The 14,314-nt window shown below is 66.8% G+C and carries 14 protein-coding genes; 7 read left to right on the top strand and 7 right to left on the bottom strand.

Annotated elements, in window-relative coordinates; all coding sequences use genetic code 11:
• Positions 1-140: 140 nt before the first annotated feature.
• The 3 genes from ABIC66_RS04260 to hemE are packed head-to-tail and all read right to left on the bottom strand — an operon-like array spanning position 141 to position 2,679.
• On the bottom strand, positions 141-641 hold the full coding sequence (locus ABIC66_RS04260; RefSeq protein WP_502910303.1) for a CopD family protein: 501 nt from the start codon (positions 639-641) through the stop codon (positions 141-143).
• A complete protein-coding gene (gene hemH, locus ABIC66_RS04265) occupies positions 605-1,636 on the bottom strand; it encodes a ferrochelatase (protein ID WP_354068135.1) in 1,032 nt (343 codons plus the stop codon). Before hemH ends, ABIC66_RS04260 begins: the two co-directional genes overlap by 37 nt.
• Positions 1,633-2,679 carry a uroporphyrinogen decarboxylase gene (gene hemE / locus ABIC66_RS04270; RefSeq protein WP_354068136.1) on the bottom strand — a complete coding sequence of 349 codons (1,047 nt, stop codon included), beginning with the start codon at positions 2,677-2,679 and terminating at the stop codon, positions 1,633-1,635. Before hemE ends, hemH begins: the two co-directional genes overlap by 4 nt.
• Before the next feature lie 435 nt (positions 2,680-3,114).
• Here hemE and ABIC66_RS04275 point away from each other — a divergent pair, with 435 nt between their 5' ends.
• The 6 genes from ABIC66_RS04275 (at position 3,115) to ABIC66_RS04300 (ending at position 7,995) form a co-directional block, all read left to right on the top strand.
• Entirely contained in the window at positions 3,115-4,020 is a 906-nt protein-coding gene (locus ABIC66_RS04275; protein WP_354068137.1) for a pyruvate, water dikinase regulatory protein, read from the top strand.
• A complete protein-coding gene (locus ABIC66_RS04280) occupies positions 4,017-4,610 on the top strand; it encodes a Maf family protein (protein ID WP_354068138.1) in 594 nt (197 codons plus the stop codon). The genes ABIC66_RS04275 and ABIC66_RS04280 overlap by 4 nt, the downstream gene beginning before the upstream one ends.
• Positions 4,607-5,458: a shikimate dehydrogenase gene (aroE, locus tag ABIC66_RS04285; protein ID WP_354068139.1), complete on the top strand. Its 852-nt coding sequence runs from the start codon at positions 4,607-4,609 to the stop codon at positions 5,456-5,458. The genes ABIC66_RS04280 and aroE overlap by 4 nt, the downstream gene beginning before the upstream one ends.
• A 3-nt stretch (positions 5,459-5,461) precedes the next feature.
• Positions 5,462-6,061 carry a dephospho-CoA kinase gene (coaE, locus tag ABIC66_RS04290; RefSeq protein ID WP_354068140.1) on the top strand — a complete coding sequence of 200 codons (600 nt, stop codon included), beginning with the start codon at positions 5,462-5,464 and terminating at the stop codon, positions 6,059-6,061.
• Positions 6,062-6,092: 31 nt separating this feature from the next.
• On the top strand, positions 6,093-6,806 hold the full coding sequence (gene dnaQ, locus ABIC66_RS04295) for a DNA polymerase III subunit epsilon (protein WP_354068141.1): 714 nt from the start codon (positions 6,093-6,095) through the stop codon (positions 6,804-6,806).
• Positions 6,807-7,662: 856 nt separating this feature from the next.
• Positions 7,663-7,995, top strand: coding sequence for a hypothetical protein (locus ABIC66_RS04300; protein WP_354068142.1), 333 nt, complete (start codon positions 7,663-7,665; stop codon positions 7,993-7,995).
• Positions 7,996-8,035: 40 nt separating this feature from the next.
• On the opposite strand, the gene ABIC66_RS04305 is transcribed toward ABIC66_RS04300, so the two are convergent.
• Positions 8,036-8,872 carry a helix-turn-helix transcriptional regulator gene (locus ABIC66_RS04305; RefSeq protein WP_354068143.1) on the bottom strand — a complete coding sequence of 279 codons (837 nt, stop codon included), beginning with the start codon at positions 8,870-8,872 and terminating at the stop codon, positions 8,036-8,038.
• Between the two features lie 92 nt (positions 8,873-8,964).
• On the opposite strand from ABIC66_RS04305, the gene ABIC66_RS04310 reads away from it, so the two are divergent.
• The gene (locus ABIC66_RS04310; RefSeq protein WP_354068144.1) at positions 8,965-9,837 is read left to right on the top strand and encodes an SDR family oxidoreductase; all 873 of its coding nucleotides are present in this window, start codon (positions 8,965-8,967) and stop codon (positions 9,835-9,837) included.
• Here ABIC66_RS04310 and xth read toward each other — a convergent pair.
• The 3 genes from xth to ABIC66_RS04325 form a co-directional block, all read right to left on the bottom strand.
• Positions 9,834-10,640, bottom strand: a complete 807-nt coding sequence (xth, locus tag ABIC66_RS04315) for an exodeoxyribonuclease III (RefSeq protein ID WP_354068145.1) — start codon at positions 10,638-10,640, stop codon at positions 9,834-9,836. The two genes, ABIC66_RS04310 and xth, sit on opposite strands and share 4 nt — an antisense overlap.
• Before the next feature lie 241 nt (positions 10,641-10,881).
• Positions 10,882-11,526: an outer-membrane lipoprotein carrier protein LolA gene (locus ABIC66_RS04320; protein ID WP_354068146.1), complete on the bottom strand. Its 645-nt coding sequence runs from the start codon at positions 11,524-11,526 to the stop codon at positions 10,882-10,884.
• Between the two features lie 246 nt (positions 11,527-11,772).
• On the bottom strand, positions 11,773-14,253 hold the full coding sequence (locus ABIC66_RS04325) for a DNA translocase FtsK 4TM domain-containing protein (RefSeq protein ID WP_354068147.1): 2,481 nt from the start codon (positions 14,251-14,253) through the stop codon (positions 11,773-11,775).
• Between the last annotated feature and the right edge of the window lie 61 nt (positions 14,254-14,314).

Below are 14,314 nucleotides of genomic sequence, written 5' to 3' on the forward strand. Positions count from 1 at the left end.
GAGCGGAACCGCTCGCGGGGCGCGCCAGGACGGGCGCCGGTCCGTGAAAAGATCGGATCAACACAGGGTGCTGGTCCTACCTGAGATGCAAACCACGCGAGGACCGGCGGGTCAAGCACCGCCGGTCATACTGTCGGCCTTCAGTGGTTCAGGAACTTAGTCGTCACCGAGATCACGATGACGATCGCCAGCAGGAACGGGATCTCGTTGGTGGCGCGCCAGAACGTCTCCGAGCGGGTGTTCTCGCCACGCTCGAATTTCTTGCGTGAAGCCGACAGGAAGCCGTGCCAACCGTAGAGCCCGACCAGGCAAACCAGCTTGGTGGCCATCCACGGTTCAGCCAGGAAGCTCCAGCCGCGGATCTGGCTGTCGGCCACGATCAGGCCCAGGCCGAACACGAAGGTCGCGATCGAGGCCGGATTGATGATCCCGCGCAGCAGCCGGCGCTCCATGACCTTGAAAGTCTCGTCCATCTCGGAGCCCAGCGCGGCCTTGGTGTGATAGACGAACAGGCGCGGCAGGTAGAGCAGCCCGGCCATGAAGGCGATGACCGACAGGATGTGCAGACCACGTACCAGGTTGAAATGCGCCACCAGGAAATCGATCACGCCTGAGCTCCTTCCTTGCACGGACAGTTGAATTCACCGCACCGCCAGGCGCTTCCGGGGACGACTCCGCCGGCGGGCAGAGCCCGGCCGACCGTCGAAGCCAGGCCGGCGATGAATTCCGGCGCGGCGCCCAGGGCCGGCACGCGGACATAGGACGCGACCCCGACGTCTCGCGCCAGCTCGGCATATTCATGGTCGAGTTCGACCAGGGTCTCGACGTGCTCGGAGACGAAGGCGATCGGGGTGACGATCACGCCCTTACCTTCCGCCCCGGCGCGACGGATCTCGTCGTCGGTCGAGGGGCCGATCCACTTCATCGGCCCGACCCGGCTCTGGTAGCAGACCGTCCAGTCCAGACCGGCCGGCAGCTTGGCGGCCACCGCCGCGGCCGTGGCCTCGATCTGTTTCTGGTAGGGGTCACCGGCCAGGATCACCTTCTCCGGCAGACCGTGGGCCGAGAACAGCAGCCGGACATCGGCCGGCGAACCGGCCTTCTCCCAGGTCTCGCGGATCAGGCGGGCATGGGCGTCGACCAGGCCGGCGTCCGTCGGATAGCAGCAGACCGTCGTCTGACGACCGCCGCCGGAATAGATCTCCCGCCAAGCCTTCAGCGACGATGCGGTCGTGGTCGCCGAGTATTGCGGATAGAGCGGCAGCAAGACGATCTCGTCCGGCGCGAACGCCTTGACCGCCTTGGCCGTCTCGCCGGTCAGCGGGTTCCAGTAGCGCATGGCGATGAAACACTTGGCCTCGACACTGGGCAGGGTCCGCGCCAGCTCGGCTTCCAGCGCCCTCGCCTGCTTCTCCGTCTCCGGCAGCAACGGCGAGCCGCCGCCCATGATCGCGTAGTTGGCCTTGGCGGTCTTTTCGCGCGTCGTGGCGATCAGGGCCGCGATCGGATAGCGGGCGATCGCCGGCAGGCCGATGATCGCGGGATCGCGAAACAGGTTGAACAGGAAGGGCCGCACGGCGCGCGGACCGTCTGGCCCGCCGAGATTGAACAGGACGACGGCGAGCTTCCTGTTCACTGACCGCGAACCTTCTGGCCCGTCACCCGCTCAAGCACCGCCTCGACGTGAGCGATCGGCGTATCGGGCAGGATGCCGTGACCCAGGTTGAAGATGTAGGGACCCTGGTTCCATTGTTCCAGCAGCTCATCGACGCGCTTGAGCAGCGCATCGCCGCCGGCCCGCAGCAGCAGCGGATCCAGAGCGCCCTGGATGGTCTTCGTCTTCTGGATCGACCGGCCCAGTTTGGCGGAAGCCTGGGTGTCGAGCGCCACGCCCTGCACCGGGGTCTTGGCCGCATAGTCCTCGACCAAGGTCCCGGCCCCGCGCGGGAAGCCTATGATCGGCACGGTGACGCCCCGCGCGCGCAACCCCTCGATGATCCTGATGTGCGGCTGGGTGACCAGACGATCGAACAGCGGCTCGGACAGACCCTCGGCCCAGCTCTCGAACAGCTTCAGCGTCTGGGCCCCGGCGTCGACCTGCATGGCCAGGTAGTCGATCGTCGAGTCGACCAGCACCTGGATCAAGGCGTCCAGCTGCTCGGGGTGCTGGTAGGCATAGGTCCGCGCGCCGCTGCGATCGCTGGACCCCTTCTCGATCATATAGGTCGCCACCGTCCACGGCGCGCCGGCGAAGCCGATCAGGGCCTTGTCCGGATCGAGCGCCGAACGAACCCGGGTCAGCGTCTCCCCGATCAGCGACAGAGACTTGCCCGCCTCGCCGGCCTTCTCGGCCATGGACTCGATCGACGGCATGTCACCCAGCTTCGGACCTTCGCCGGCCTCGAACCACACCTTCTGGCCTAGCGCGCCGGGGATTAGCAGGATGTCGGCGAACACGATGGCCGCGTCGTATGGAAAGCGCCGCATCGGCTGCAGCGTGACCTCGGCCGCCTTCTCCGGATCGAAGCAGAAGCTGATGAAGTCCGGGGCCGTGGCTCGCACCGCGCGATACTCGGGCAGATACCGGCCCGCCTGCCGCATGAACCAGATCGGAGGGTTCGCATGGCTCTCGCCCGAAAGCGCGGAGAGAAATTTGGGAGTCTGGACCGGAGACGTCATGGCTCGGGTTAAAGCCCGGCCTGGGCTCGGGCTCAAGTCCGTAAGACTCCTATCATTTCTTAATAAGAAATTAAGATTGTAGGAGGGGGTTGGAGGGCAACTGCATAGTGGGGAAAACCTCTGGCGGGCGCGTGACTCCCACACCTGATCCGCGCTTGCCCCCAAGGCTTCCCACATGTGGTTAAGGCTTTGTTAATCATGTGGACGACCTGACAGGTCGTTGAAGACCTTAATGAATTCTTAACGCGAAACGGCGGGCGAAAAACCCCTCGCGAGACTCTTCCCCGGTGTTTGGACAGCCGGAATTCAGACTTCGGGGGATGCGGGGCGAGCCTGGGGATGATACGCGGGCAATGCGACCGTTGATCACAGCGGCGCCATGTCACGACGCCTCGGAGGCCCATCGGCGCCCGGGCGTCCCCAGAGGCAGGGCAAGTGGTTAAACAACCGTTAACGGATGATCCACAGGAGAGTCTGGCTCAGGGCGAAAGCGAGCGGCTGCCGCCGCGCTTCGCCACCTACTTCCATATCCACCTGGTCTCGGATTCCACGGGCGAGACGCTCAACGCCATGGCGCGCGCGGTGTGCGCCCGTTTCACCGACATCCTGCCCATCGAACACATCTACGCGCTGGTCCGTTCCACCCGGCAGCTGGATCGGGCGCTGGAAGAGATCGGCGGCGCCCCGGGCGTGGTGATGCACACCATCGTCGATCCAGGCCTGCGCGCCGCGCTCGAGGAAGGTTGCCGCAAGCTGGAAATGCCCTGCATCGCCGCGCTCGACCCGGTGATCAGCGCCATGTCGCGCTATCTGGGCGCGCGGATCTCGACCCGGGTCGGCGCCCAGCACGCTTTGACCAACGACTATTTCGATCGCATCGAGGCGCTGGATTACGCCATCGCCCACGACGACGGCCAAGGCGGCCAGGACCTGACCCAGGCCGACGTGATCCTTGTGGGCGTGTCGAGGACCTCCAAGACTCCGACCTGCATCTATCTAGCCCACCGGGGCGTGCGCGCCGCCAATGTGCCGCTGGTCCCGGGTCGGCCGCCGCCGCCCGAGCTGTTCGAGCTGAAGAACACCCTGATCGTCGGCCTGATCACTTCGCCCGACCGCCTGATCCAGATCCGCCGCAACCGCCTGCTCTCGCTGAAGGAGAACCGCGAGAGCGACTATGTCGATAGCGACGCCGTGCGCTCGGAGATCATCGCCGCCCGCCGCCTGTTCGAGCGGATGAACTGGCCGGTCATCGACATCACCCGCCGCTCGGTCGAGGAGACGGCGGCGGCGATCATCAACCTGCTGTCGGGCGGTCGCGGCAAGGTCGAGGTCCTCGGATGACGCCGGTCACGCTCGCCTCGACCAGCGCCGCGCGTCAGATGATCCTGAAGAACGCCGGCGTCGCCTTCGAGGCGGTTCGCCCCGGCGTCGACGAGGATGCGGCCAAGGCCGGCCTTCTCGCGGAAGAGGTCACGCCGCGCGACATCGCCGACGCGCTCGCCGAGATGAAGGCGGTCAAGGTCTCGGCCCGGCGGCCGGGCCTGGTGATCGGCGCCGACCAGACCCTCGACCTCAAGGGCAAGCTGATCGACAAGGTCGACACTTTGGAAGAGGCCCGCGCGCGCCTGCTGGACCTGCGCGGCCAGACCCACAAGCTGCACTCGGCCGTCGTCGTGGCCCGCGACGGCCAGCCGATCTGGCGGATCGTCGAGAGCGCGAAGCTTTCGGTGCGCCCGTTCAGCGAGGCTTGGCTCGACGCCTATATCGAACGTCGCGGCGAAGCCCTGCTGTGGTCGGTCGGCTGCTACGAACTGGAGAGCGAGGGCGTGCAGCTGTTCGACCGGGTCGACGGCGACTATTTCACCATCCTGGGCCTGCCGTTGATCGGCCTGCTCGACTTTCTGCGTCTTCACGGAGCTGTCGCCGCATGACGATCTCTGGAGCCGCCGTGGTCGGCGGGGTCTGCGGCGCGCCGATCAAGCACTCGATGAGCCCGCTGATCCACAACGCCTGGATCCGAGCCGCCGGGCTCGACGCCGTCTATGCGCCGTTCGCCCCGCGACCCGAGGATTTCGAAACCTTCGTGCAGGGTTTCCGGGGCGGCGCGATCCGCGGCCTCAACGTCACGATTCCCTTCAAGGAACGCGCCTTGGCCGCCGCCGACCAGGCCAGCGATCTCGCCAGCATGGCCGGCGCGGCCAACCTGCTGATCTTCGAGGCGGACGGGTCGATCCACGCCGACAACACCGACGGCCCGGGGCTGTTGGGCGCGATCGCCGTGCAGGCGCCAGGCTTCGACGTCGCGGCCGCGCCGGTCGTGATCCTCGGGGCCGGCGGCGCGGCGCGCGGGGCGACCGCCGCCCTTCTGCTGGCCGGAGCGCCCCAAGTGCGGATCGTCAACCGCACCGTCGCCCGCGCCCAGGCGCTGGCGGACGCATTCGCCGAAAAGGTGATCGCGGCCGGCGACGCGGACCTTCCGGCCCTGCTCGCCGACGCGGGCCTGGTGATCAACGCCACGTCGCTGGGCTTGGGCGGCGGTGAAGGTCCGGCGGCGGACCTCACCCTGACGCCGGAGACAGCCGTGGTCATGGACATGGTCTATAAGCCGCTGCGCACCGAATTCCTGCGCCGCGCCGAGGCTGTCGGTCGCCGTACGGTCGATGGCCTGGAAATGCTGCTGCGCCAGGCGGTCCCGAGCTTCGAGCGGATGTACGGCGTGGCTCCGCCCGCCGAGGTCGATGCGCGCGGCATGCTGCTGCGGATCCTGGGCGAGGGCTAAGCGATGCTGATCCTGGGTCTCACCGGCTCGATCGGCATGGGCAAGTCGACAACCTCGGCCATGTTCCAGGCCGAAGGCGTACCGGTCTACGACTCGGACGCAGCCGTCCATGCGCTGTACGCCTTCGGCGGCGGCGCCGTCGGTCCCGTGGAAGCGGCCTTTCCCGGCGTCGTCATGAACGGCGCGATCGATCGCGCCAAGCTCAGCGCCGCCGTGGTCGGCAACTCCGAGGCCCTGGCCAAGCTGGAGGCGATCGTCCATCCGCTGGTCGGCGCCCACCGGATCGGTTTCTTCGAAGACGCCGAGGCCAAGGGCGCCGACATCGTCGTGCTCGACATCCCCCTGCTCTACGAGACCGGCGGCGAGAAGAAGGTCGACAAGGTCGTGGTGGTCTCGGCCCCGGCCGACGTCCAGCGGGCCCGGGTCCTGGCCCGGCCCGAGATGACCTCTGAAAAGTTCGAGGCGATCCTGGCCCGCCAGCTGCCCGACGCCGAAAAGCGCGCCCGCGCCGATTTCGTCATCGATACGGGGCAAGGCTTGGACCACGCGCGCCAGCAGGTGCGCGACCTTCTGACTCTGTTGAGAACTTCCAGCGCCGCTTGATGCGGGACTCGAACGGCGGCATTGAAGGGCGATGGCCCGGGAAATCATCCTCGACACTGAAACCACCGGCTTCGATCCGAAGACGGGCGATCGCCTGGTCGAAATCGGCTGCATCGAGGTGGTCGACTTCATGCCGACCGGCCGCTCGTTCCACGAATATTGCGACCCGCTACGCGACATGCCGGCCGAGGCCGAGAAGGTCCACGGCCTGTCCGGCGCCTTCCTGGCCGGCAAGCCGAAGTTTCACGAGATCGCCGACAAGTTCATCGAGTTCGTCGGCGACAGCGTCGTCGTCGCCCACAACGCCGCCTTCGACCGCTCGTTCGTCAATTTCGAGCTGGAAAAGTGCGGCCGCGCGCCGGTTCACGAGGATCGCTGGATCGACACCCTGGCCATGGCCAAGAAGCGCTTTCCGGGCATGTACAATTCGCTCGACGCGCTCTGCAAGCGGTTCAAGATCAGCCTGGAAAGCCGCGACAAGCACGGGGCCCTGATCGACGCCCACCTGCTGGCCGAGGTCTATCTGGAACTGCAGGGTGGCAAGGAACGCGCCCTGGAACTGACCCACGCCGTGTCGGCGATGGCGGTCTCGGCGGCGATCCAGGGATCGTACGGGTCGAGGCCCCGCCCGCTGGCGCCCCGCTCGACCGACGCCGAGCGCGAAGTCCACGCCGCCTGGATCCGCAAGAACCTCAAGGACAAGGCGCTTTGGATCCAGTTTGGAGTCGTCGCGGCCGAGGGCTAGGGTTTCGCTCATGCGTCCTCCGCTTCACGCGGCCTGACCGCTGAAGGTGTTGGGGAGGCGACGGAGCGGCCGGGCGAACCCGGAGACCGTGAGTTTGATTTTACGTTTCGGCTCGGACGACCGCTCCGCCAGGCTGTTCTTTGCCGTGAGGACGGCGGGCGTGAGCGTTGTCTGCTCGGGCCTCCGTTACCCCCGGACGGGCGCGGACCAACTGGATCGGCTATTCCGTCTCCAGCTCGGCGATCCACGATAGGCGGCTTTAGATCGATCACCGCCCTGTCGCTCCGCGCTCGCCTAACCCCTCGGCCTTCGTGTGGTCCCGGATCTATCCACGAACAGACCACCACCCGAACCGAGGCGGCGCCCACGCGGCCCCGCTCAACCTATCCCCGTCGCCGCTTTGGGCCGGATCCAAGCGCCCTCCCCTCGCGACGGGGACGGCTCTGAGTATGGGGCGGGTTTGAACGCGGATCATTCAGAGCCGCGTAAAAGTGAGAAGTGGTTGAATTCGTGGGGTTCGATCTCGCGAACGCCGGGGATACAGCAGGCTCAATCCCCGTGAATCCCTCTCTCTGAGAGAGAGGGAGGGGCCCATGCGCAGCATGGGAGGGTGAGTGGTTACACCCTGTCAGAACAAAGCTCCCCTTCTCCCGCTCTCCCCGGCGAAAGCCGGGGCCCAGATTCAGCCTGAGCGGTTTGGGATGATCCGAGAAACGCCCGTCAACCTATCCACCGTCGATGGGTTCGATCTGGGCCCCGGCTTTCGCCGGGGAGAGCGGAAGTTGGAAATGTTCGCTCCCCACCCTTGGCGGACGTTCCCAGCGACAGATCGCACGCTCTCGAATAGCCTTGAGCTATGGAAGCTCGCCGCCTCGACAATCTTTATGCTTGGTGGGTTTGGCGCAAAGAATCCGTGGGATTCGTTTTGGCGATTGTAGGCCTCGCCCTCATCGCCCTGGTCGTCAGTCCGTTCGCCGCCGTCAGCAACACAGAGGGCAAGGTTGTTGAGTTTCGGAAACTTGGCCGGCGGGGGAGCGTCGAGACCTTTGCCGTCATCGACGTCAACGGGCAGCAGCAGATCGTGAAATTGGACGCGACACCGAATTGTTACATCGGAAAGATCGTTTTCATCCAGAGACAGCGGACAATGATCGGAACGCGGTACACCGCGCCGCGCGGTTGCTACTGAATTGGGGAAAGTCGCTCACCACCCTAAGCCGGACGCCAGTTCAACTCGCTTCCACCAACGCCCGCACGCGGTCGAGATCCTGTGGCGTCGCGGGATTGTAGACGATCATCCCCAGGTCCGGCCGGCCGTCGACCGCGAAGGCCGAATATTCGAACGCGATCGGTCCTAGCGCCGGGTGGTGCAGCCGCTTGAGACCTTCGCCATGGTAGCGCACGTCATTGTCGGCCCACAGCGCCGCGAACTCCGGACTGCCGCGCGACAGCTCATCGATCAGAGTGTTGACCGAAGCCTCGGCCCCGGCCCCGGCGCGCGCCACATCGGCCCGGAAAGCGGCGACCACGAAGCGCGCCACGCTGTCCCAGTCGGGATTGATTGCTCGAACTCTTGGATCCAGGAACAGGCGGCGCAGGATGTTGCGCTCCTCGGGCGGCAACAGCGCGTAGTCGGCGAAGACCGCCAAGGCCGCCCGATTCCAGGCGATGATGTCCCAGGTCAGGGTCTTGATCATGGCCGGGCTGGGATCCAGCGCGTCCAACACGCGCTGCAGCCGGGGCGAAACACCTTCGGTCTCGCGATATCGAACCTCGGGCGGCCGGCCGAGACCCAGTAGGAACAGGTGCTCGCGTTCGACATCGGTCAGCAGCAGGGCGCGGGCGATGCGGTCGAGCACATCGCCAGACGGCGCCCCGCCGCGGCCTTGTTCCAGCCAAGTATACCAGGTGGCGCTGATATGGGCGCGCTGGGCGACCTCCTCCCGGCGGAGGCCAGGCGTACGCCGTCGCGGGCCGGAAAAACCCAGCGCGGCGGCGTCCAGCTTGATCCGTCGGTCGCGGAGATAGGCCCCGAACCGGTTCTCGTTCGGAATCGGCGCGTTCATGCTGTTAGCTCTTATACCCGTATAAGCTCACTACTTTACCAGGATCAGCTTAGAGCATTTTCTGACCGGGAGAACATCTCGGAGATCAGCCCATGCGTATTTTCGTCACCGGCGCGACCGGCTTCGTCGGCTCGGCCGTCGTTCAGGACCTGCTCGCTCACGGTCATCAGGTGCTGGGTCTCTCCCGTTCCGATATCGGTGAGGCTCAGCTTGAAGCCGCGGGCGCCCAGGCCCAGCGCGGCGATCTGGATGATCTGGAGGGTCTGGCTCGGGGCGCGGCCGCCTGCGATGGCGTCATCCACACCGCCTTCAACCACGACTTCTCGAAGTTCGCGCAGAACGCTCAACAGGACCGCCGCGCGATCGAGGTCCTGGGCGGCGCGCTGGAGGGCACGACAAAGCCGATCCTGGTGACCTCGGGCACCGCCATGTTGGCGCCCGGCCGTCTGGCGACCGAGGAGGACCGGCCCGGACAAGCCTCGCCACGCCTGTCGGAACTGGGGGCTGACGACTTGGTCGCGCGGGGCGTGCGGGCCTCGGTGGTCCGCCTGGCGCCGACGACCCATGGAGCGGGCGACCACGGCTTCGTGCCGATGCTGATCGGCCTGGCCCGCGAAAAGGGCGTCGCCGCCTATATCGGCGAAGGCGACAACAAGTGGTCGGCCGTTCACCGCATGGACGCCGCTCGCCTCTATCGGTTGGCGATCGAACGCGGCGCGGGCGGCGAGCGCTATCACGCCGTCGCCGAGCAGGCCGTGCCGTTCAAGGTCATCGCCGCCGCGATCGGCAAGGGCCTGGGCGTTCCGGTCGAGAGCCGCTCGCCCGAGCACTTCGGCTGGTTCGCCATGTTCGCCAGCATGGACGCGGCGACCTCGGCCGCCTGGACCCGCGAGACGCTGGGCTGGGCCCCCGTCGGTCCCAGCCTGATGGAGGATCTCGAAACGGCCGGGTATTTCGACAGCTAGATCTTCAGATCCGCCGTCACCGGCGCGTGGTCGCTAGGCCGCTCCCATTCGCGGACGTCGTCATGCACCCGGGCGCTGACCTTGCCGTCCAGCATCGCGGCGTCGCGCAGGCCGGGGCTGGCCAGGATATGGTCCAGGCGTAGGCCGCGGTTGGACTTGCGGAAATCGGCGGCGCGATAGCTCCACCACGAGAACAGCTTTTCGGGCTCCGGCGTGGCCAGGCGCGGCAGGTCGAGGAAATCCATCGAATCCATCAGGCCCGCGAAGGCCTCGAGTTCGATCGGCGTATGGCTGACGATCTTCGACATCTGGCGGTGGCTCCAGACATCGTTCTCGCCGGGAGCCACGTTCAGGTCGCCGGTGACGATCAGCGGCGCCTTGGGATCGCGTTTCTTCAGCGCGGCCGTCAGGGTTTCGTAGAAGTCCAGCTTGTGATCGAACTTGGTGTTGACGGTACGGTCGGGCACGTCGCCGCCGGCCGGGATGTAGAAGTTCTGGATATCGACCCCGGCCACCTTGACCGCGACGCAGCGGGCGTGGCCCTCGCGGCAATTCATCAGGGTCGGGACATCCTCGAACGGAAGGCGCGAGGCGATGGCCACCCCGTGCCAGCCCTTCTGGCCGGCGATTTTCAGATAGGGCAGGCCCATGGCGGCGAAGGCCTCGCGCGGAAACTCGCCCTCCTGGCACTTGATCTCCTGCATGCACAGAACGTCGGGCGCCTGCTCGTCGACGAAACGGGCGGCCTGTTCGGCGCGCAAACGGACGGAATTGACGTTCCAGGTGGCGATACGGAGGCGCATGTCAGCGCTCTAGCCCGGAAATCTCGAGATCGGAAAGAAAAATGCCCCGGCGCATCGGCGCCGGGGCAAAAGTCTAGTCTCTCATGCCGCCGCCGGGAGGGGATAGGATCCGGCACGGTTCGCGAAGAGCGGGTCGGTCGCTCATCGCCATGCGTGTTAAATATGCCACGTCCAAACTTTAAGTCAACCCCAAAGCGGGTTGATTCTTGCCTGTTGTGGGAATGTCACAATCCTTAAGGGGCTAGGGCTTGCCGACCTTCCGCCGGGGATCGGTCAGCACGAACAGTTTCGGATCCAGGTCCGAGGTCTCGGCGAAATCGCTGAGCCGTACGCGAATCTGACCGCCCTTGATGTCGGTGACCGTCCAGCCCATCAGGGCGACCGGGGCGTTGGAGAAATCCAGCGAGATCTTGCCCAGCGCCTGGCGCTTGGCGTCCTGGGCCACGATCGTAAAGCCGTCGGCCAGCGGGCGGATGTCGGTGATGACCACGCCGCGATCCAGCCGGACCTCGCGGGCCAGCAGCAGGTTCAGCGGCGTCTTGCTGAGCGGATAGCTTTCATAGGTCTTCAGCCGGCTGTCGAAGATGTTGACGTTGTTGCCATTGCTGACGACCAGCAGGCCGGCTGGCGGGTCGTAGGCGAACCGGGCCTTGCCCGGACGCTGCAAATAGAAGGTTCCCTGCGTCTGGGTTCCACGCGCGTCGGTCTGCACGAAGCGGCCCTTGGCCGACGACAGGCCCTGGATATAGGCGGTGGCCTTGTCCAGCAGGGCCTTCTGCTCGGTCGACAGAATGGCGGGCGTCGGCGCGGTCTGAGCGAGCGCCGGAGAGGCGATGGCGGCGGCTAGGCCGGCCGCCAGCAGGATACGGCGTGTGGTCTTGGTCATACGGACTCCTTAGCGCCAACCTTGGCCTACGCGAAGGCCGCCGCGGGGCCATTTTCCGGCGCTCCGATGAAGCGCCGTTCAGGTTGGGAGGTGGGAACGCCGAAGCTGGGCCGGAAGTTGCCCGGCCTCCCGCAACAAACCCTGTCATCCCGGCCGCAGCGGAGCGGAGAGCCGGGAACGCGGCAGGCTCGGAGTTTTCGGCGGTCCCGGATCGGCGCGCTGCGCGCTTGTCCGGGATGACAGGATTTACATCGGCGGCGGCGGTGGGGCCAGGATCTCGCGCTTGCCAGCGTGGTTGGCGGCGCCGACGACGCCCTCCTTCTCCATCCGCTCCATCAGCGAGGCGGCGCGGTTGTAGCCGATCTGCAGGCGGCGCTGAATGTAGCTGGTCGAGGCCTTGCGGTCGCGGGTGACCACGGCCACGGCGTGGTCGTAGAGATCGTTGGCCCCGCCCTCGCCCGAGAACGCGCCCTCGATGGCCTCTTCCTGTTCCTCGTCGCCGCCGGCCGTGACCTCCTCCAGATACTGGGGGATGCCCTGGTCGCGCAGGAACTTGGCGACCTGCTCGACCTCGCCGTCGGAAACGAACGGGCCATGCAGGCGGGTGATGCGGCCGCCGCCGGCCATATACAGCATGTCGCCCTGACCCAGCAGCTGCTCGGCGCCCTGCTCGCCCAGGATGGTGCGAGCGTCGATCTTGCTGGTGACCTGGAAGCTGATCCGGGTCGGGAAGTTGGCCTTGATGGTGCCGGTGATCACGTCGACCGACGGGCGCTGGGTGGCCATGATCAGGTGGATGCCAGCGGCGCGGGCCATCTGGGCCAGACGCTGAACGGCCCCTTCGATGTCCTTGCCGGCCACCATCATCAGGTCGGCGACCTCGTCGATGACCACGACCAGATAGGGCATGGCCTCTGGACGGATCTGTTCGGTCTCGTAGATCGGCCGGCCGGCGTCGTCGAACCCCGTTTGAACCGTACGTTCGAAATGCTCGCCCTTGGCCGCGGCCTCGTTGGCCTTCTCGTTGTAGCCGCCGATGTTGCGCACGCCGATCTTGGACATGCGGCGATAGCGGTCCTCCATCTCGCGGACGGTCCACTTCAGGGCCACGACGGCCTTCTTGGGATCGGTCACGACGGGGGCCAGCAGGTGCGGGATGCCGTCATAGACCGACAGTTCCAGCATCTTCGGATCGATCATGATGAAGCGGCACTTCTCGGGCGGCAGCTTGTACAGGATCGACAGGATCATGGCGTTGACGCCGACCGACTTGCCCGAGCCGGTCGTGCCGGCGATCAGCAGGTGGGGCATCTTGGCCAGGTCGGCGATATAGGGCTCGCCGCCGATCGTCTCGCCCAGGGCCATGGGCAGGATCTGGCTGGCCTTCTCGTAGTCGGCGCTGGACAGCAGGTCGCGCAGATAGACGGTCTCGCGGCGCTGGTTCGGCATTTCGATGCCGATGGCGTTGCGGCCCTGGGCCACGGCGACGCGGCACGAGATCACGCTCATCGAGCGGGCGATGTCGTCGGCCAGGGCCACGACGCGGGCGGTCTTGACGCCGGGGGCCGGCACCAGCTCGTACATGGTGACCACGGGGCCGGGGCGGATCTGGTCGATCTGGCCCTTGACGCCGAACTCGGCCAGCACGCTTTCCAGCAGGCGCGCGTTCTGGCGCAGGGCGCCGGCGTCGACTTCCGACGAGCGCGGCTTGGACTTGGCCAGCATGGCCAGTTCGGGCAGCTGGAAGCCGGCCTCGTCGTCGAAGTCGAAGGCCTTCTGCTGCTCGCGTTGCTCGCGGCCCGACTCCTTGGGCACGGTCTTGGGCTTGGCGATCGCCATCGGACGGGCGTCGAGCATGTCCTCGAATTCGTCCTCGTCGCTCTGGGCGGCGGGCGGTGGCGTATAGGCGCGCTCGTTGGCGATTGGCGTCGGGGCGGCGACCACGCCGTCGTCTTCGTCGGCCTCGAGCGGCGGCAGGCGGCCGGGACGGTCGCGCTTGGCCGGAGCCTCGGCCCTATCCTTCTTGACGCGGGCGGGTTTGACGGGCGCGGCGACGGGCTCCGGCTCGGGGCGAACGCGCGGCTGCAAGGCGTTGGCGACGGCGGTGTGGATGGCGTCAGGATCGACCTCGCGCACGCCGATCGCGAAGCCCAGGGCGACGATGGCGGCGATGGCGAACAGGACGGCGGCGATGATCGTCGCGCCGGGGATGTGGGCGTAGCGCAAGGTTCCGGCGACCATGTGCAGCAGGGCGTCGCCCCAGAAGCCGCCCAGACCCTTCTCCAGCTGCCAGATGGCCGGCGGCGGCGGCGCGGCCAGGGTGGCCGACAAGGCCAGCAGGCCCAGCGCGCCGACGACGGCGCGCTGGCGCAGATCCTTGCGCTCGGCGTCCGGGTCGGCCTGGGCCACGCGGGTGACGCCGAACACCAGCATCAGCAGGGCGACCCCCCAGCCGGCCAGGCCCAGCGATTGCATCAGCAGGTCGGCGACCGCCGCGCCGGGGCCGCCCAGAGCGTTGCGGGCCGCCTCGCCGGTGGCGGCGTTCAAGCTGGGATCGGTGGCGTTGTAGGTCGCGATGGCCAGCAGCAGCACCGCCCCGATCACGGTGACGATTCCACCCCGGAACCGGGCCGTCCAAGGCTGGACCCAGCTGTAACGGAGGGCGTCCCAGAGGAGCTCCGTCGTGGATCGCCGCGCGGCTCGCGCCATGAAAGTCTCCGAACTCAACTCATCTCGCGACCCGCCAGAATGGGTCGAACCGCGATGTTGTGCCCGAAGAGCGTTAAGA

Source organism: Caulobacter sp. 1776, from assembly GCF_040545685.1.
Classification (GTDB): Bacteria; Pseudomonadota; Alphaproteobacteria; order Caulobacterales; family Caulobacteraceae; genus Caulobacter.